The sequence below is a fragment of the Microcystis sp. genome (assembly GCF_048564745.1).
GTDB lineage: Bacteria > Cyanobacteriota > Cyanobacteriia > Cyanobacteriales > Microcystaceae > Microcystis > Microcystis ichthyoblabe_A.
The window spans coordinates 1-19,896 of record NZ_JBLZRT010000120.1 but is presented as its reverse complement, the minus strand read 5'-3'; the positions used below and the strand labels follow the sequence as shown (position 1 = coordinate 19,896).

15 protein-coding genes are annotated in these 19,896 nt (G+C 39.7%); 9 read left to right on the top strand and 6 right to left on the bottom strand.

Going from position 1 to position 19,896, the window contains the following annotated elements:
* Positions 1-13 precede the first annotated feature (13 nt).
* Positions 14-667 carry a sulfotransferase family 2 domain-containing protein gene (locus tag ACOCD9_RS13505; RefSeq protein ID WP_287700008.1) on the bottom strand — a complete coding sequence of 218 codons (654 nt, stop codon included), beginning with the start codon at positions 665-667 and terminating at the stop codon, positions 14-16.
* 462 nt (positions 668-1,129) lie between these two features.
* On the opposite strand from ACOCD9_RS13505, the gene ACOCD9_RS13500 reads away from it, so the two are divergent.
* The 5 genes from ACOCD9_RS13500 to ACOCD9_RS13480 all read left to right on the top strand — a co-directional run bounded on the left by ACOCD9_RS13500 (position 1,130) and on the right by ACOCD9_RS13480 (position 9,059).
* The gene (locus ACOCD9_RS13500; RefSeq protein ID WP_419547774.1) at positions 1,130-3,199 is read left to right on the top strand and encodes an ATP-binding cassette domain-containing protein; all 2,070 of its coding nucleotides are present in this window, start codon (positions 1,130-1,132) and stop codon (positions 3,197-3,199) included.
* Positions 3,200-3,260: 61 nt separating this feature from the next.
* Complete coding sequence (locus ACOCD9_RS13495) at positions 3,261-4,430, top strand: DUF6014 family protein (RefSeq protein ID WP_419547773.1); 1,170 nt, start codon at positions 3,261-3,263, stop codon at positions 4,428-4,430.
* A gap of 366 nt (positions 4,431-4,796) precedes the next feature.
* Entirely contained in the window at positions 4,797-6,803 is a 2,007-nt protein-coding gene (locus ACOCD9_RS13490) for a phospholipase effector Tle1 domain-containing protein (protein ID WP_419547771.1), read from the top strand.
* A gap of 51 nt (positions 6,804-6,854) precedes the next feature.
* Positions 6,855-7,286 carry a hypothetical protein gene (locus ACOCD9_RS13485; protein WP_287967445.1) on the top strand — a complete coding sequence of 144 codons (432 nt, stop codon included), beginning with the start codon at positions 6,855-6,857 and terminating at the stop codon, positions 7,284-7,286.
* 111 nt (positions 7,287-7,397) lie between these two features.
* The gene (locus ACOCD9_RS13480) at positions 7,398-9,059 is read left to right on the top strand and encodes a GUN4 domain-containing protein (RefSeq protein ID WP_419547769.1); all 1,662 of its coding nucleotides are present in this window, start codon (positions 7,398-7,400) and stop codon (positions 9,057-9,059) included.
* A 237-nt stretch (positions 9,060-9,296) separates the two neighbouring features.
* Here ACOCD9_RS13480 and gnd read toward each other — a convergent pair whose 3' ends face one another.
* Positions 9,297-10,718: a decarboxylating NADP(+)-dependent phosphogluconate dehydrogenase gene (gene gnd, locus ACOCD9_RS13475; RefSeq protein ID WP_108935432.1), complete on the bottom strand. Its 1,422-nt coding sequence runs from the start codon at positions 10,716-10,718 to the stop codon at positions 9,297-9,299.
* A gap of 510 nt (positions 10,719-11,228) precedes the next feature.
* Between gnd and ACOCD9_RS13470 the strand changes: the two genes are divergently transcribed.
* On the top strand, positions 11,229-12,011 hold the full coding sequence (locus tag ACOCD9_RS13470; RefSeq protein ID WP_419547768.1) for an MBL fold metallo-hydrolase: 783 nt from the start codon (positions 11,229-11,231) through the stop codon (positions 12,009-12,011).
* 236 nt (positions 12,012-12,247) lie between these two features.
* Positions 12,248-13,201 (top strand): DNA-methyltransferase, encoded by a 954-nt coding sequence (locus ACOCD9_RS13465; protein WP_002777051.1) that lies wholly within the window; start codon positions 12,248-12,250, stop codon positions 13,199-13,201.
* A gap of 119 nt (positions 13,202-13,320) precedes the next feature.
* Here the strand turns inward: ACOCD9_RS13465 and ACOCD9_RS13460 are convergent, their stop codons facing one another.
* Positions 13,321-14,391, bottom strand: coding sequence for a glycosyltransferase family 4 protein (locus ACOCD9_RS13460; RefSeq protein WP_287231695.1), 1,071 nt, complete (start codon positions 14,389-14,391; stop codon positions 13,321-13,323).
* Between the two features lie 183 nt (positions 14,392-14,574).
* Positions 14,575-15,705 (bottom strand): glycosyltransferase family 4 protein, encoded by a 1,131-nt coding sequence (locus tag ACOCD9_RS13455; protein ID WP_002777053.1) that lies wholly within the window; start codon positions 15,703-15,705, stop codon positions 14,575-14,577.
* 411 nt (positions 15,706-16,116) lie between these two features.
* On the opposite strand from ACOCD9_RS13455, the gene ACOCD9_RS13450 reads away from it, so the two are divergent.
* Positions 16,117-17,211, top strand: coding sequence for a WD40 repeat domain-containing protein (locus tag ACOCD9_RS13450; RefSeq protein ID WP_419547767.1), 1,095 nt, complete (start codon positions 16,117-16,119; stop codon positions 17,209-17,211).
* A gap of 396 nt (positions 17,212-17,607) precedes the next feature.
* On the opposite strand, the gene ACOCD9_RS13445 is transcribed toward ACOCD9_RS13450, so the two are convergent.
* On the bottom strand, positions 17,608-18,948 hold the full coding sequence (locus ACOCD9_RS13445; protein WP_287700020.1) for an AAA-like domain-containing protein: 1,341 nt from the start codon (positions 18,946-18,948) through the stop codon (positions 17,608-17,610).
* Between the two features lie 145 nt (positions 18,949-19,093).
* Between ACOCD9_RS13445 and ACOCD9_RS13440 the strand changes: the two genes are divergently transcribed.
* A complete protein-coding gene (locus tag ACOCD9_RS13440) occupies positions 19,094-19,258 on the top strand; it encodes a hypothetical protein (protein ID WP_287700021.1) in 165 nt (54 codons plus the stop codon).
* A gap of 193 nt (positions 19,259-19,451) precedes the next feature.
* Here the strand turns inward: ACOCD9_RS13440 and ACOCD9_RS13435 are convergent, their stop codons facing one another.
* Complete coding sequence (locus tag ACOCD9_RS13435; protein WP_419547766.1) at positions 19,452-19,802, bottom strand: hypothetical protein; 351 nt, start codon at positions 19,800-19,802, stop codon at positions 19,452-19,454.
* Positions 19,803-19,896 lie beyond the last annotated feature (94 nt).

The following is a 19,896-nucleotide window of genomic DNA, read 5'->3' as shown; positions in this document are numbered from 1 at the left end:
TTAATCCAATATATCAAAATTTATAGCCAAATTTCTCTATATCTCTGCTAAAGTATTTTGCGATAATCTCAATAGTATCATCATCGTAATATTCACGGTAGTTGCCATGTTTTGAGGAATTAATATGAGGTAAAGTCGCATTTATACCAAGTTTTTCACATAGGACACTGAAGTCGTTATTAAGATTTTCAAAACGGCAGATAAAATCTACTAAAATTTTCCCTTCATGATCTGTAATCCAATCCAACTGAGGCATAAACATTTTAGGGATGTCATAATACAAAGGATCTTTATTCCCGTAGGTCAACTTAACCCACTCTTTAAATTTTATTGGTTTTGTCCTTAAATTTGTCTGATTGGTTTCAACACGATAATGAAAGTGAGAAATAACTTTGTCCCAAGGATTTCTAACACTTGTAAATTTATATACTCGCTCCCACCTTTGTTTGCCCATTTCGTCAATTTTTTCTAAAGCAGTTTTATGCTCAAAAGGTAAATTTAGAGATTTCTCAATACTTCTGCCACCTGTCTTATTAATATGAATAAAGACAACATTGCCAAAATAGCGTTGGCGCAAAAGTTTAACTTGTTCACCGACATAATAGGGAATATATAGTATATCTGTAAACTCTATTTTCTGATTAGCAAAGGCTGGTATTACTGGCATGGGTTAGTCTGTTAAAGGCGACAGAAAGACAAAGTTGAGAAAAGCAAAAAAAGAAGCTAAGGCGAGCAAGTCAGACAAGCAGGTCATAGCCGTCCCTTGTGTCCTGACATCCTATCATAGGAAAGGAAATTTGTCATGGAAGAGAAAAGAAAATTTGTCATGGTCAACGAAATTCGGTAATATGTGGTAGTCTGAGAAGCGCTCACTAGCTTTAGCTATCAAAACAACGGTTACTTGTAGTAAGATAACGAGGGTTAAAAAAGCAGTAGCAGGGGGGCTGAGAAAGCCATCGCTCTATGCTGACAGATAAAGCGACGGGAGTATGTTACCACAACTCAAGCACAATAACCTTAAAATTGTCGGGGAGCATTATATTTTCGCCAATTGCCTTCTACTCCGCCAATCCAGCCAAAATCTAAAATCATTCCAGCAAAATGTCCACAACTCAAATATAAATTCTATATGTCCGCCAAAGTCCCTCAAGATCGATCGACGACTAATATTATCTCCGATGTCAGCAAATTTTGGCACAGTGTCAAGCTGATCGCTGCTCCCTATTGGTATCCTACCGAGTCGGGGGGAAGGACTTTTGCCGATGTGATTCAAGCTTGGGCAATGCTCATCCTACTAATCGGGGTAATCCTAGGAGTTGTGGGATTAAATGCCTTCAATAGCTTTGTTAGTAATTACTTAGTTGATGTCATTCTTGAAAAAAGTGATTTTGATAAATTTGTCAAAACTTTGGTAGTTTTTGCGGTTGGACTGCTCTTTGTCACCCTTTTGGTTGGCTTGCTTAAATTTCTCAGGAAAAGAATCGCCCTCGATTGGTATGCTTGGCTCAATGACTGGATTCTCAACAAATATTTGCATAATCGCGCCTATTACAGAATTAATTTTAAATCCGATATCGACAACCCAGATCAGCGTTTATCCCAGGAAATTGAGCCGATTACCAGTAAAGCTCTCTCCTTTTTTGCCGTTGCCCTAGAAAATGTCCTAGATATGATCACTTTTTTAGTGATTCTCTGGTCAATTTCTTCCTCTGTCGCCATTATTTTAGTCGTTTGGACAATTCTCGGTAACGTCATTGCTATCTATTTTAACCAAGCTTTAAATAAAATTACTCAAGAAGAATTAGAACTTAAGGCTAACTACAATTATGCTCTAACCCACATTCGTAATCATGCGGAGTCAATCGCTTTCTTTGAGGGAGAAAATCAGGAATTAAATATTATTCAGCGGCGATTTAATAAACTCTTAGACAGCGCTAAACGTAAAATTGATTGGGAGAGAGGCACAGAAATTTTTAGTCGGGGCTATCAGGCGGCAATTCAAGTATTTACTTTTGTCATTTTGGGTCCTTTGTATATCAATAGTGAGGGCATTAGTTTCGGACAGGTCGGGCAAGCCTGTTTAGCGGCTAATTTGTTTGCTACGGCGCTGGCGGAATTAATTAGTGAATTTGGCACTTCGGCACAATTTAGCAGTTATGTTGAACGTCTATCGCAATTTTCCCAAGCCTTAGAAGAAGTCATTAAACAACCAGAAAATTTAAGCACGATTACAACTATCGAAGAAACCCAATTTTCCTTTGAAGATGTCACCTTGCAAACTCCCGATTATGAACAGGTAATTGTCGAAAACCTCTCCCTTTCTGTTCAGCCTGGACAAGGTTTATTAATTGTCGGGCCGAGTGGTCGGGGTAAAAGTTCTTTGCTACGCGCTATCGCCGGTTTATGGAATGCAGGAACCGGCCGATTAGTGCGTCCCCCCCTAGAAGAAGTATTGTTTCTGCCCCAACGTCCCTATATAATATTAGGAACCTTGCGAGAACAGTTACTTTATCCCAATCGCAATCAAGAAACCAATGAGATAAAATTAAGGGAAGTTTTGCAAGAAGTCAATCTCCAAAATTTACTAAATCGAGTCGATAGCTTTGATACAGAAGAGCCTTGGGAAAACATTTTGTCCCTGGGAGAACAACAACGTTTGGCTTTTGCCAGGGTCTTAATTACCCGTCCCAGTTTTACTATCCTCGATGAAGCCACAAGTGCTTTGGACTTAAACAATGAGGAAAATTTATATCGGCAATTGCAGAAAACTCACACAACTTTTATTAGTGTCGGACATCGGGAAAGTCTCTTTAACTATCATCAATGGGTTTTAGAACTCTCTAGTAATTCCCATTGGCAACTGCTTACAGTGGAGGAATATCGCCGACAAAAAGTGAAAGAAATTATTAACATTTCTGTCGATAATTCTCAAGATAGGCTCGAAGATTTAGCGAATCAGGAAACCGAGGTCAATCCTAAAATCAATTCTGCCGGGGAACCCCCCCCCGAATCGCCAACGACAACAATCTTAACAGAAGTCGAAGAGGGACTTTCCCATGCACAAATGAAGGAATTAAGCGACTATTCCCTTAGTAGCATCAGAAGCAAAGCCAGTCAGGGAAAATCAATTACGGGGAAAGATGGACTGACCTATCGCTATGACAAAGACCCTAAAATCTTAAAATGGCTAAGAGTTTAGCCGATGAGAGACCGGTCAAAAAACAACGTTAAACCATTACACCAACTTAGCTACCCAAAAAATGAATCAAACCCTGGTTAATCAACAACAGTTCTTCCAAGAAATCGTCCAAGATATCGAGCAAAATAAAATTGCAATTGCGGCGAAAAAACTGCGTCAACAGGAAGCAGATGGCTGTGAAATTCCGGCTCAGTGGCTGTGGAAAACAGCAGAGGCTTTAGAAACCAACGACTGGAGCATTTTATCAGAAGATTTCATTAATCTGAATTTTATCGGTAAAAATGGTTATTTTCTCATGATTGCTCCCTATCGCATCAATCGTCAGGGAGAACGACAACTCACTTTGAGTGCGATTTACGGAAAAATTCACCAAAATAGTCAACCTTCTATCGAACAACTAGAAAGCTTGACTCGTGAAAAATTTGGCAGTCTAAGACAACCGATTCCTAGAAATTTATCCTTTACTGAAATTGCCAGTTGTGGCACGATTAAAGGTGAAAAGGGGGAGGCTTTTATCGTTCCCCATAGGTGGACTTTTCCCAATAGTGTTCAGGGGCCAGCTTTAAATAATGCCAGTGAGCAAAAACGACGCTTTTCTGGATCTAGCTACGAATGTATCCGAAAAATTTTTGAGCCAGAAACGGCCGATTTGCTATTAGGACCCCTGGAGGATCAAATTAATGGTGAACGCTATCGTCATCTCGATACCCAATTCCATGAAGCGGGTCATGCTAGTGGGTTAGGATTTGACTTAAAACTCAAAAATAAACTGTTTCAAAACTATACCTATGCCGGAGTCGAGGAGTGGCGCTCAGATAGTTTAGGCTTTGAATTTGCCGACTGTGCTTTACCTGCCGAAGAAGCGGGAAAATTAGTCGCTGTTAATTTCTGCATTCGCTTTGGTTTAGATGCTCACCGTTTAGGGGGTTTAGAAAAAGATGTGGATGTCCATGCTAGTTTGATCAGTTTGGAATATCTCTTGCAAAATGATGCCATTTATCTCACAAAAAATGGTCAATTAGCCCTGCGTAATGTCAGTTATCCAGGCTTACTAAAAGCGGTGGAAATGCACCGAACAAAAGCTTTATCTCTAACGCGAAGGGAGTTGAATCTAAATAGTCCAACAGGTCTTTTTGCTCTGTATAAAGTAGAGATTCATCCCGCAACCCAATTAATTTTTCAGGGACTAATTGTAGAGCGCTGCCGCGGAATTTGGTCAGAGTTACAATAAGTACCTAGGGTTTGCTGATGACCAGCCCGGGGAGGGATGTCAGGCAGCCATGAGCATCCCACCAAAGCCTATTGATGGCGATAGGGATTGGGGTCAACTCCTCTGAGTTTCTGGCCCCAGCAAGTGCCGGCTCTGGAATATTAGTCGTTGACTCCTAAGTAGCTGTTTGCAATTAAATAGAAGATAGGTTTTGCACTCGATCCCCCCTGCCCCCCTTAATAAGGGGGGTGCCGACAGGCGGGGGGAGCTTAGAGTTTTTTACGCCCATCTACTTACACATTTATTTATATATATCGCTAGACAACTAAAATGTGTTAAACTAGGCGGTAGCATTCCCTCTTTTTTCCCCAGTCGATGACAAAACCAATGGCTGAACAACGCTCTGTACTAAAATTTAATGGCATCGATGATCACATGGATCTATCCCACGGATTTCTCGATATTGATCAGAGTATTACCATTACATTTTGGGCAAAAGGGGAAAATAATTTAGCTACAGAAACGACTCTTTTAGAAGCTGTTAATCGGGAAAATAACCGCGTTCTACATACTACCCTGCCTTGGGGCGATCCCGTGAAACCTGCTATTTTTTGGGATGCGGGAAATGAAGAAGGTTTTGATCGAATTGAAAAAAAAGTCAAGCTTAAGGATTATAGTGATTGGACTCATTGGGCCTTTGTCAAAAATGCGACCACAGGCCGAATGTTGATCTATCGCAATGGGATCATTTGGCATCGTGGCAACGGTCATAACCGTGCCTTAACGGGGATTGAAAAAATCATCTTGGGAGCCTCTGTTAATCTCTCTCATTATTGGCAAGGTTGTCTTGCAGAACTTTCTGTTTGGAATCAAGCGCTTAGCCAAGAAGAAATCCAAAACGCGATGTATCAATCTCCCCGGGTTGATGACCTTGGCTTAGTTACTTATTTATCACTCAATGGCAGTGCCGAGGATCAAACAAGTTATAGCAATCATGGTATTCTTTATGGGACAACCTGGCAACTAGATAGTCTTCCCTCCAAACCGACCTCGATCCCTAAATCAAAAACTCAGACTAGCAGTAAAGCTAGAAGGAGTGCGAAAAGGATAACAATGGTCAACGAAATTTTTAACTCCCTTGAAGAAGAAGAAGTGGTTGAACAGGATGCTCCAGCAGAAAATCAAGAACCTTCCCCGGAAGATAATTCAGAATCAATTATAATTGCCGCAGAAGCTGCTCTTGCCAGCAATGAAATTGAGGAGATTAGTGAAACAGCAATTTCTCAACCGGATATCCTCACTTATTCAAGCCAGAAAAAACGGTTAATTATTTGTTGTGATGGTTCTTGGGAAGACTCTACCAGTGCCTATCCCACCAATGTGGTTAAATTCGCCGAATCTATTAAGTATATTGCCGAGGATCAAACCCCCCAAATCGTCTTTTTGTCAGGTTCTGGCACCCCCGAAGATAACGAATTTATTAAAAGTTTAGGGAATGAAACTTTTGGCTGGGGCCTTGATCGGATGATTCAAGATGCCTATCGTTTTCTCGTCCTTAACTACAATCCCACAACCGAGGATGAAATTTATTTGTTAGGTTTTAGTCGAGGAGCATATATCGTTCGTTGTTTGGCTAGTTTTATCGATAAATGTGGAATCCTAAAACGCTCTAAGATTAAAGAAATTCCCCTAGCTTATCAACTCTATCGAGACCACACCGTTAGTTCCGATAGTGCCAAAGCTCAACAATTCCGTGCCGCTAATGCTAAAAAAATTGAGACAGAAAAGGAAGATTTTCAAGATCGTATTCCAGTTAAGATGTTAGGTTGTTGGGATACAGTTGGTAGTTTTGGTATTCCTGATTTAACTCCTTGGTTTCCCCTGGCTAAGTTTTATCATAAAAAATATGAATTTAGTAATACAAAATTAAGTCCGATTATCCAGAATGCTTTTCATGCTGTTGCCATTGATGAAAAACGTAAAAACTTTCCTTCCACTCCGATAAAAGCCAATCCAGAAAATCCCGAACAAGTTGTTAAAGAAGTTTTATTTGTGGGTGAACATACCTGTCTAGGTGGTGGCAAAAAAGAATATCAAGGACTTTCCGATTACCCCTTACAATGGATGATTAATCAAGCCAAAAAATTGGGATTAGAGTTTGACTCAACCACCTCTGAATCCGAGGAATTCCAAATTAAACCAGACCCGACCATCAAGTTCGATAATACGGTTAAGGGATTATTGGGAGGTGAGCAATGGCGATATTTCAATACAAAAGTTGTCACTGTTCATCACAGTGTGGTAAAACGATTAAAGGCTTTTTCCGATTATCGTCCCAAAAGTCTTGAACCTTTTCTTCAAGCTTTACTTGACGACGATCAACAGACAGATTAACCTTGCTTTAGAATTAAACTAATCCTTCGCTAGAAATTTGAGGTGATTTTTATGGAACTCGATAACATTATCAAAAAAGTGGCAGGTACTTATTTAGCTTCGGCTATTATTGCTGTCATCGTGCTAATTCTGACCCTCGGACAACCCTTTGTAGTTTTTCTGGGTATTGGAGCGATGGGGTTGGTTACTGTCCTAGGAGATGCGATTGCTCAGTACGGAATTGAAGCAGTTCTGAATGCTTTTTACGCCGAGCGAAGTAAACAAGAATCCCTGGAAACACTTTTGTCTGAAATTGATGCTTTACCTCTGACTGATGACCTGAAATTAAAAACTAAAAAATACTTGACTGACCATCAAGAACAGACAGTAAAACAGGAAGAAACGGTAACTGAGCCAACTCCTGAAAGTCCTCAAACAGTTGTTATTGAAAATGAACCAGTTATTGAAAATGAACCAGTTATTGTTGAAGTTGAAAATGTTTAATTAGGTATTGCTCCCTCTTGCAAGAGATGGGAGCAGCGAATGATTATTGCTAAGTAATGAGGAATTTTTTGGTCTAAGATAGCTATGCTAAATAGGAACTCTCAACATCTGATGACCTATAAAAAAATTGCCATTTATGAGCAAAGCTATCAACTTCCTGTTTTTAAAAATAGATACTTAAAAAATTTTCAGAAAATCATCAAGGAACGTCGGAAATTGATTCAAGAAGGAGTTCGCTACCATTACTATTTTGGTAAGATTATTAAACGAAAAGAAAAAATTACTCAACAAGAAATCTTGATCGAGACTCAGTTATTAATTAAAGACTATAATTTATTAATTAATGGACTAGAAATCTATCAAGACGGATATTATCGTTTTTTACTCCAACTCAGTGACAATCTCAAAATTTTATTTTCCCAAAAATATCAAGAATTAAAAATCTTAGACTACGAGAGAATAAAGTTAGAAATTAAAAATAATAATAATCAAAATATTCTCGATCAACTCAAGCTAGAAAAACAGGAAAATTTTCGGGCAATTTTGCTACTGGGAAAAACATCTTTTTTGATGTTGAGAAAAACTAAATTACTAGGGGAAGGAGTTCAGAAATTAGCCGAGGATACTCAAAAGCAGAAAAAAATTGTGCAAGCAATTATTCAAGAACTCAAAATTTATGAGGAATTAAATCATTATCAACTCAAATCTCAACGAGTTCGCCAAGAAATTGCTGATCTTGCCCAAAATGCGATTAATTTTGAAAACTACTTACAGGACTATTTTGCTCCTTTTCAATTATTAATAGAAGAAGTGATTAAGGTGGATGAAGAATTTTATGCAACAGTTGGAGAAATTAAGTATTTGGTAGATAATATTTTTCCACCTCAGCCTGCTATCTTAGAAACGTCAGATTCAGCAATAAATTCTGAGTTTTTGCTGAATTTTCTGGCGACTGGTTACGAGAAAGAAGCAAGGTTAAAAGATGCTTTTTCTTCTGATCAATTTAATGATTACTTATTCAATGAAAGTGAATGGTCAGCACAATTTATTTCCCTAGAAAAAACCATCAATAAATTATCTCATTATTTAGCAGAACAAGAGGTTTGTCAAAAAGACACTATTCTAAAAACTCCCCTAGAAATAGTTGTCTCTCAATTCACTCAAAACAATATTGACAAATCTTCTAGTTCCAAAAATCCCCAGACTTCCCCAAATATCTTAACTCAAGAATCGACGGATCTTGATTATAATCAATTACAAGATTTGCTAAGAAAGCAACAGTGGCAAGCGGCTGATCGCCAAACGACTAAACTACTATTGAAAATTTTGGGTAGGACCTACTGGAATGAGGTTTATCCTCAAGATATTGCTCAATTACCTTGTTCGGAACTGAAAAAAATTGATCAACTTTGGCTTCATTATAGTCATGGTCATTTTGGGTTTAGTATTCAGCAGGCTATTTTCTCTAGTCTCGGTGGTTTAGTGGATTATGAAACCCAAAAGAAACTAGGCGATCGCTTAGGTTGGCGGAAGGAAGGTCAATGGCTCAATTATGAGCAACTAAACTTTCAATTAGAGCCGAATTCTCCCCTCGGTCATTTACCGGTTCATTGGTTGATTTTTGAGGAAAATCTTGGTGATCCATCTGCCGAGGTTTCTGATCATCAAAACTCCGTGGCTTTCTGGAGAGTTGGCAATTGGTTATTATGGCAACTTCACCTCGTTTTCAGCAAAATTCAAGCCTGTGGAATTATTCCTCTGTCTGACTTTTAAAGCCATTATCCTATTAAAAACTGATTTGCTATCAGACTAAATCTGGTTATTAAAAACTGATTATTTATTCCCTTTTTTGCATGAGTGCATGAGTAGAAAACGGGTTTCTCCGAGAAACCCGTTTTCTGTGCGTTACTCAACGGATTTAGTATAACTCTTAATCAGAAAAATATCGGCAAAAAATCCCCCCTTTGATCACGAAGAAAAGGAGGGAAAAGCTCTTAAGTACCTGGCGGTTTAGGCCATCCATTCCGTATGGAAAAACTCACCTCTGGGTTTATCGGTACGTTCATAGGTATGAGCGCCAAAATAATCCCGTTGTGCTTGGGTGAGATTTTGCGGTAAATTGGCCCGACGATAACTATCAAAATAGTCCAAAGAAGAACTAAAAGCTGGGACGGGAATTCCCAACTTATTAGCCAAGACTAACACCTCACGCCATGCTTCTTGGCGATCGAGGATACTTTGCTTAAATTCCGGCGCTAACAACAAATTCGGCAGGCCCGGATTTTCCGCAAAAGCTTTGCGAATTTTATCCAAGAAACCGGCCCGAATAATACAGCCGCCCTTCCAGATACGGGCTGATTCCGGCAGACTGATATTATAGTTAAACTCCTGAGAAGCTTTAGCGATTAAAGCCATACCTTGGGCATAGGAACACATTTTCGAGCAGTAAAGAGCATCACGCACCTTATCCACAAATAGTGCCGCATCCCCCGGATAGGTTTCCCCCGGTCCGGGTAACTCTTTTGAGGCTGCCACCCGTTCATCCTTATAAGCGGACATCACGCGAGCATTAACCGCAGCATAAATGGTCGGAATTGGCACCCCCAACTCCAAGGAACTTAACACTGTCCAGCGTCCTGTTCCCTTTTGTCCCGCCGAATCCAAGATTAAATCTACCAGATGATGGCCGGTTTCCGGGTCAACATACTTAAAGATATCGGCGGTAATTTCAATTAAATAAGAATTAAGCTCATCGGTGCGATTCCACTCGGCGAAAGTTTCCTGTAACTGCTGATTGCTTAGTCCTAGACCATTTTTCAGCACGTCGTAGGCTTCGGCAATTAACTGCATATCGCCGTACTCGATGCCATTGTGAACCATTTTCACATAATGGCCCGCCCCCCCGGATCCCACGTAGGTGACACAGGGACCATCATCGACTTGGGCGGCAATTTTGGTTAAAATCGGCTCTAATTCCCGATAGGCGAACTCTGTACCCCCCGGCATCAGGGAAGGGCCGTGCAGAGCGCCTTCTTCGCCACCACTGACCCCCATCCCGACAAAACCCAGTTTAGTGGTCGATTCTAGGTCGCGGGTGCGTCTTTCCGTGTCCTCGTAGAGGGAGTTACCGCCATCGATAATCATATCTCCTTCTTCGAGAAGGGGTTTTAATTGTTCAATCACGGCATCCACCGGCGGGCCAGCTTTTACCATGACCAAAATTTTGCGGGGACGCTCTAAAATTTGGACGAATTCTTCTAAACTATAGGCCGCCTTGACATCTTTGCCGACGGCGCGAGTTTCCATAAATTCTTGAGTTTTGCTGGCGGTGCGATTGTAAACAGCGATGGGAAAACCCCGACTCTCCACATTGAGAGCGAGATTTTCTCCCATGACAGCTAGTCCGATAACACCGAAGGTACGTTTAGTCATAGAAATTCAGTCTCGGCTGATGCGTTCTTCCTCCCCTTTTAGCGCCTACTTTCCCTAGGATAGCTAAACTTTCCCTATTTCTTAAGCCTTGACTAATCAGTGATCAGTGATCAGTAATCAGTAATCAGTGATCAGATTTGGGTTTTCAGTGACCGGCATTGAGTGAGGAGTGTGACAGCGTTTCTCCTCAAGATGAAGTGTAACCTAAGTAGATAGGTATTAAAAACTTTCAGATCCCCCCGCCTATCGGCACCCCCCTTATCAAGGGGGGCAGGGGGGATCGAACCTAAAATCCATTTTTAATTTAATTATAACCAGCTACTTAATTTGCTATCACCCCCTGACGACTGGCTACTGTTGCCCGTTCCCTCAAACCAGAGACTTCCTACCTCACCATTAAGATAACTGCTATAAATGGCATTCACTGATGACTGAAAAACCCCCAAGCGCAGAAAAGTTAATGCTAATGTTAAATTAAATTAAGAAAATCCCCATTATTCCTCGGCTTATATGCAGTTAACTTGGCTTGATAGTAATTCTTGGTTAATCGAAATCGGGGGAAAACGCCTGCTTCTCGACCCTTGGTTGGTAGGTTCCCTGACTTTTGGTAATTTAACTTGGCTATTTGAGGGCAAAAAAACCGCTAATCATGCCATTCCCCAAAATATCGATCTGATTCTTCTCTCCCAAGGTTTGGAAGATCACGCCCATCCTCCTACTTTACAGGTACTCGATCGCCAAATTCCCGTGGTGGCTTCTCCTAATGCCGAAAAAGTCGTTCGAGCGCTTAATTATACCCATCTCATCCCTTTAACCCACGGCTCTAGTTATATCTTTGACAATGCGATCGAAATTACTGCTGTCCCCGGTTCTCCAATCGGGCCGACTCTGGTGGAAAATGGTTATGTTATCAAGGAATTAGCGACAAATCAGAGTATCTACTACGAACCCCACGGTTATCATTCTCCTAGCCTCGATTCTCTGGGTAAAATTGATGTGATTATCACTCCTTTGATTGACTTAAAAATACCTTTCCTCGGACCGGTAATCAAAGGACAAGAAAGCGCCTTAGCAGTCTGTCAACGCTTGCAGCCCGAATATATTATTTCTACGGCTGCCGGTGGTGATATCGAGTTTAAAGGTTTATTGATGGCGGTGTTAAGTGCGGAGGGTAGTCCCGAATCTTTTCAAGAATTATTAACATCCCATGCCTTACCGACAAAGGTAATCGATCCTCGTCCTTGGCAACCTTTTACAGTGGAATTAGGCGAATGCGTCCCTGGTTTGAGCTAATCTGAGTTAAGGGAAGAATAGAAAAAAGTTAAAACTTTCTTCCCGATTTTTATCTAAAAAAGTAGAATTTTTGTTATATCTTTGCTGGCTACAGATAACATTAATTGTTTAAAAAAACTGGCTCTCTTGCATATTGGATGTAAAATGGGTAAAACCCCACACCCCACACCCTGCCCCCAGGAAAAACTTTTTCAGCAAACCCTAATTAAAAGTGGCTCTTCTTTACTAAATTTTCTATGAATCAGTTGCCCTTATTTTCTCAGTCAAAATCAGTACGAGACTTTTATCAACCTGATGCCGAAATAATTCTTTATCAAGGAGATAGCAATAATTTTATCAAGACTATACCAGATAATTCTGTGAGCTTGATTATTACTTCTCCTCCCTACAATTTAGGAAAAGACTACGAAAAAAAAATCTCTTTGGATACTTATCTGGAAACCCAAACCAAAATTCTGGTAGAATTCCCTAGAATCTTGCAAGATAATGGCAGTATTTGCTGGCAGGTGGGAAATTTCGTTCAAGAGGGAGAAGTTTATCCTTTAGATATTTTTTATTATCAGCTATTTAAACAAATGGGCTTCTTTTTAAGAAATAGAATTGTCTGGCATTTTGGCCATGGACTACATACCTCTAAAAGATTTTCTGGCAGGTATGAAACTATTTTATGGTTGACAAAAACCGATAAATATATCTTTAATCTTGATCCGGTGAGAATCCCCGCTAAATACCCTGGTAAGCGCCATTTTAAAGGTAAAAATATCGGTAAACCCTCTGGTAATCCTTTAGGAAAAAATCCCAGCGATGTTTGGGAGTTTTTAGCACAAGAATGGGATGAGTTACTGTGGGATATTCCTAACGTTAAATCTAATCATCCAGAGAAAACTATCCATCCTTGTCAATATCCAATCGAATTAGTAGAAAGATGTGTTTTAGCCTTGACAAATGAGGGGGATTGGGTTTTTGATCCCTTTGCCGGGGTTGGAACTTCTCTGATTGCTAGTATTATGCACAATCGTCGAGTGATGGGGAGTGAAAAAGAAGCAGAATATGTGAAAATTGCCCAAGAAAGAATCGCCGCTTATTTGCAAGGAAATCTCAAAATTCGTCCTTTAGGAAAACCTATTCATCAGCCTACTGGCCAAGAAAAAGTCGCTCAAATTCCCGAAGAATGGCACAATAATATATAGGAAGTAAAACTGAATCTCCCCAAGAAAGTACAGGTTTTTGCTCTCATATACTTGGGTTTTAATGCTTAGTGCCGTCTAACCCATCCTACAATGATTGATAAGTTTTTTTGTCACCATTTTTAGAGAAAACTTTCCAGAATTGTGGCGGTTTCTTGACCAGTTTTTTCCCAACTAAAAAGCTCGGCGCGTTGGCGACTCAGGGATTTTAATTTAAGACGTAATTGTTCATCAGTAGCGATTTGCTGCATTGCCTCTCTCATCTCATCAATACTATAGGGATTAATTAAAATTGCCGCATCTCCTGTGACTTCCGGGAGAGAGGAAAGATTAGAAGTAATCACAGGAGTTCCACAGGCGATCGCTTCTAGTACAGGTAATCCGAAACCTTCCCAAAGGGAAGGATAAACTAAAGCAGTTGCTTGGTTTAAAAGTTGCGGCAATTCTTCATAGGAAACATAGTTTAAAAATTGCACCCGTTGAGAGATTGATAATGCTTCTACCTGTTGCTGTAGAGCAGGGGTAAAACGGGGGTCAAATTGACCGACAATTAATAATTGATATTCGGGATCGATTTGGGAAAAAGCAGTAATTAAACGAGCGAGATTTTTATGAGGATCATAACGACCAAGATAGAGAAAATAGGGACGAGTCGCCAGATTTAGAGGACGAAAATTATGAGAATCATATCCAGAAAGAATCACGGTTATTTTGTCAAGAGGTATGTTAAAAAACTTATTAATATCCGAGGCAGTTGCTTGGGAAACAGCGATAATATGTGTGGCTTTTTTCAGGACTTGAGGTAAATAGTATTTATTATAAAAAGTTAAAGGAGAAAATTTCGGGAACCGCAGGGGAATTAAATCATGAACTGTGACAATATAGCGGCAATTTCCATAAATAGGTGCTTCGGGAATGGGGGTAAATAGCAGGGAAGACTTTAATTGTTGATAGGTTTGATAGAGTTGGGTTTCTGTCCAAATTAAGCGCTTAATATTGCCTTTGGTTCCCTGCTCTTGGGTGAGGTTTGCCGACACAGGATAGGTGTTAAAATCTGGGTAACTATTAGAAGTGATTAGGGTAGGATTTAAGTTAGCTAATTGAGGAATGAGATTTTTAGTATAGGTAGTCAATCCAGTATATTTAGTACCGAGAAAAGCGAGATTGATTAATAATTGATGATTTCTATTCATAGATATTAGCTAGTTAAGCAGGTAGGTGTTAAAAGTTGTCAGACACCACCCTTATCAAGGGAAGATTAAGGGGTGATCAGCACCCCCCTTATCAAGGGGGGATTAAGGGGTGATCAGCACCCCCCTTATCAAGGGGGGATTAAGGGGGGATCCATCTTCAATTTAATTATAACTACTTACTTATTATAAAAGAGAAAGATAAGCTTTTATAGTAGCTTGTGCGGTTTTTTGCCAAGAGAATTTTGCCGCTTGTTTTTTTCCTTTAGTGATTAATTCTTGACGGAGAGAGGTATCACTAATAACTTGATAGATTGCTGCGGCAATTTCTAGGGGATTATCGGGATTAATTAATATTGCCGAGTCTCTGGTGACTTCGGGTAAGGATGCAGTATTAGCAGTTACCACGGGACAACCTAAAGTCATCGCTTCTAAAACTGGTAATCCAAAACCTTCATAAAAGGAAGGATAGACAAAAACATCGGCTTTTTGATAATAATCCGCAACTAAGTCATCAGCAAGATAATCAAGATGTTGAATACTATCTCGAAAGGGAGACTGAGATATTTTATCGAAAATTGGTTGATACTTCCATCCTTTTTTGCCAATCAGAATCAGATTATGGTCTAATTTATACCTGTCCTTAAGATAGTTAAAAGCATCGATAAGATTAATAATATTTTTTCGTGGTTCTAGGGTACTAACAAAGAGTAAATAGGGTTTAGTGATGGTTAGAGATGAGGGATAATTGGGGAGAGAAGAATAACGACTTGCGAGGGGAGTAACAAAAATTTTCTCTGGGTTCACATCTAAATATTCAATAATATCTCGTTTGGTACTTGCGGAGTTAGCAATAACTAAATCTGTCCATTGTAGAGATTGTTTAATCCGTTGGGTGTAGGTTTTGACAATCCCCGTGACAAACTCAGGATATTTAATAAAAGTAACATCATGAATAGTCATAACTTTGCGACTCTGACGACAAGGATACACCACATGATCCAATCCGTGGAGAATATCGGGAGAATCAAGAAAGTTTTCTAGATAGGGAATTAGAGGATTAGGAAATCTGGTTAAAATATTGCTAAGACTGACGGGAATTGGTAAACATTTAACCTCTGGATAGGATTGCAGTTTTTCAGGGATAGAAAGATTACCCCGCAGCCAGTTTTTTACCGATGGTTGAAAACAGAGTGACAGGGAAAAGTTTTCTTGGTTTTGTAATTTAGCTAATTCGGCAATCAGGTGATAAGCATATAATCCAATTCCACTAGGATTTTGTCTTATCGGTGTACCATCAACTAAAATTTTAAGCATTTGCGGTTAGATGAGATTGACGGGATAGGTATTTTTAAAATTACAGATTCAATTGTCAATCTTGTTCGGTTAGGACAAGATTAAAATCGGCAATAGTTAATCTTACCCTATAGCGATCCTAAATGGCAGCCTTTTTTGGCTAGGTTACAGCCAATACTTAATTTATCGGGCAATTTTTTCGATTATTGTCCCCTCACCCACCCTACTACTATGATTGTCAACGGGTACTTATCAGCTATGAATCTCCTTGACGAAAAACACTGTAATTAGTTATAATCATGGAAGAATGGCTTCCTCGTACTTGTGGTGATCGGAGATTTCTCAAAAGTTATCTCAGGGATGGCTTAGTCCCCTACAGAACAAGCAAGATCGGGTAATGCCGAAAAATCTTGATTAACTAATGTTTTCACTATGTTTAATCGCTTAGTATCTTTTAAATCCTTAGAAGGCCATGAAGGTGAGGTTAAATGTCTAACTTTTTCCCAAGATGGTAAACTTTTGGCTAGTGCCGGAGATGATGGGAATATTCTAATCTGGGAATGGAGAAAAAATCAGAAGTTTTCTTTAACTAAAAAAATTGATGAAGTTTTTGAAGATGATATCAATAAAATATTTGGAGATCTAGAGGAGGGGATTAGCAATATATTTGGAAATAAGGGTGGAATCGCTATACCTAAAATTAATGATATGTTCTCAAAACCTCCTCAAGTAAAGGTTTCGGAGATTGATGATATATTTTCAAGACATAGACATAAAAGAATCAATTCTGTTGCTTTTAGTCCCTGTCAAGGATTTTTGGTCAGTGGAGGAGATGATCAAACCCTAAGAATTTGGTCACTGGAAACTAAAAAATTAATCTCTACCTTAACGGGACACCAAGACAAAGTTACAGCAGTAGCTGTTCATCCCGATGGGCAAATTATTGCTAGTGGCAGTGAAGATAAAACGGTGAAAATATGGTCAGTAAAAACTGGAGAAATTCTTTCTACTTTACAAGGTCATAGCGATAAAGTTCTAACAGTTAAATTTAGTCAAAATGGTCAACTTTTAGCCAGTGGTGGCGGCGAAAATGACAAAACGGTAATTATCTGGAATCTGGGAGAAAAGAGCAGTATTACCTTAAAAGGTCATTCCGATTGGTTTGGAGGTATTTTATCGGTAGATTTCGGCAGTAATAACAAATTTTTAGCCAGTGGCAGCAAAGACAAAACTATTAAAATCTGGGATATTAAAAGAGGTACAGAGGTAAAAACTCTCAGCGAACATAGTGATCATATCAATTCAGTTAGTGTTAGTCCTAATAATCAACTATTAGCCAGTGGTAGTGATGATAAAAGCTTAAAATTATGGGATTTAAAAGCAGGAAAAGCGATTATTTCTATTCCCCATCCCCAGAAAATCTATTCCGTTTGTTTTAGTCCCGATGGTAATTATATCGCCACGGCCTGCCAAGACAAAATCGTGAGAGTTTATGCCACTTCCGAACTACAATCTTTAGCAAGTTGAGCAATCTTTGAGCGGGTGCATCTCATTTTTGTAAATCTACTAAGTTGGGATTTTTAAAGGGAAACTATCTGCCAAAATTGATCGTTACTTCCGATTTTATTCCTCAATCCAAGCTTTTGGGGGGTTCTACCCCCCAAACCCCCCGTCGGGGGACGAAGCGCCTCCCCCGAACCCCCTGCGCATGAGCTTTTCGGTGGGATGCTTACACGCGGCTGCTGATATATTTGTAATAATTTAAGAGTCACTGATAATTGCTGATTGTCGATATTTCTGCAAATGTGATAGTCAATCCGGTTATTAAAACTGATTATTTATTCCCCTTTGCATGAGTGCCTCTTGCATGAGTGCCTCTCCTCGTAACTAGCCTGTACTCAACGGATTTAGTATAATTATCCACTAGAGATCGCTGCTGGTCTGTTCCTCTCGGAAGTAAAGCTGATATAATTGACAGCTAGGCTGGGCTAGGTCGCCTTTTAACTGAATTAAACCCATACTTTCCAGTTTATAGGCAGTAATCGGTTCTAATCGCACTCCCTTATCGGAAGAATTAACCACTTCCCCCATCGCTGTCAATAATTCCGGCTGTTTTTGCAGATTATCCCAGTGATGACGCAAGTGTGCCGCATAAATTCCCCCTTGGGTAGCAGCATTAGGGAGAATATTTTTTTCCCCGCGCACCCGCGCTTCCAGGGCCAAACGGCTAAGATAGGGATGACCAGCAACTAGAGTGATTAAATCCCCGATAAAACGCTGATTATCGTCATTTTTAGGCAATCCGTAGCTACTAGCCAAGTTTTCCAGTTGTTCGAGGTTAAAACCGGGTAATTTAATCGCACGGCCGACATTAAAGGGAGATTGATTAGCGTCCAATTGAATATAGATTTCCGTGGAATTAGCAATCGCTAACCGCAAATTCTGCCAGATTTCCAAATTATTAGCTTCTTCGTGCCAACAGCGCAAAAGCGGCAGAAAATCCCTAGCGATGTCGGGATACTCGAAAATTCTGTCTAAATTATCTAGGGCCAAAAAGAGCGGCCCGTTAATCTGTTCCAAAAGATAGGACTGAAAATAGGTTTGACAACTGATTAAACTGCCAAATAGTTCCTCATCCCAATATTCATCTAATTGCGGCTTTAAACCCAATTCTCGGCTAACATTTGCCGAAAACCAGCGACAAAATCGGTCCAAACTGGCAAACATCGCCTTTTCTGCCACTTGACAATTAATATAAACTGTGCTATGTCCCCAACTATCTGCTTGAGCGAGCAGATGTTTAAGGAGAGAAGTTTTACCGGTCTTTTCGGGGGATTTAATGTGAATGAGTGACCCCGGGCGATTAATTTCTTGATAACAGTCGCTTTCGACGGGAGGGCGGCTAATATAAGTATCTATGACTGATTTTTCTGCTAGTATCGGGGTGGGGTGATTTTTCCATTCAGGATATTTGATATCTTTGAACCATTCTCGGAGGATTTGGAACTTACCCGGCCCTTTACTACCTAATTCTAGTTCGGGACAACCATTATCTTTATCTGCCGAGAAATAGCTATAGATTTTAGTCATTTGTTTTTTATAGGTTTCATGGCTGGCGGCCTCGGCCATTTCCCAAATTTCCTCATCCGGTTTGCGCCAATTTTCGTAGGCAAAACGAACTAAAAAAATCTCCTTTAATTTGCCTTGAACACCGTATTCTCTAGCTAGATGTTTAAGAAACTCGTCCCATCCCTGTGGTTTCATTGGGTTCTACTTTATTCTACTTATATTCCCTTTTTTTCCATGTTAACCCCTTTTTCCCTCTTGGCAATGGGACTGACATCCGAGCGGAAAAGCCCTATGGTAAAAATAGGTCAATTACCTGATGGTGTCTAAGGGAGTAAAAGCCATGAAAATCTCGTTAACCTTGTTTGTTGTGGTCTCCTTGCTGTTAGGTTCTCTTCCTCACACTTTAGCGGTTAATAGTCAAGATAACCATTTTGACCATTCCTCTTGGCCGCTAAGTTTACAAAACCGTGACTGTAAGGGTGATAAGGACGATAATTGCAATTAGTCCTGATTATCTCGGTTAAGGTTGTTAGTCTATATCCCCCACCGATGAAAAAATCGTGGTCGGGATTTTTTTTTATCGAAAATTTTGGTTTTAAAATCCCGACTTTTAAGGATGGCTTTGTCATTTTATTTTTTCATGTTTCTGAACGATGGAATTGTTATTTGTCGTCGATACCATAGACGGGAAGAGTTGCTTACAGATATAGCCAAGGCATAGTTTGGCGAGTCAAGACACGAATTGCGTATTTCAACTGTTCGGAACGACTATTATAGTCTTTTCCCCCAAAATGTCCCGCAATACCAGAAAATTTCGGTTCAACGGGAAACCTTTTACAAACATTAGCCGATTGTGATGCTAAATTAATAGCTTGATAATATTGATGTTCACTGTAAAAACACCCCTGCTGATGATTTTTGTGCATCGGCTGCAGGTAGCTTTCATAAAAGCATTTGCTAAAGACAAGAAAACGAGTATCTGCATAGGAAGGATTATTTTGTTTGGCTCTTCCGAACTTGTCATGTAAAATTAAATAAAAAACAGACAATTATTGCTGACCAATAAAACAATAATTTATCTTTAAAAGCTCACTATGCTTGCAATACAGCAATTTATTGGTTAAAATATAAACAGCCAAGACC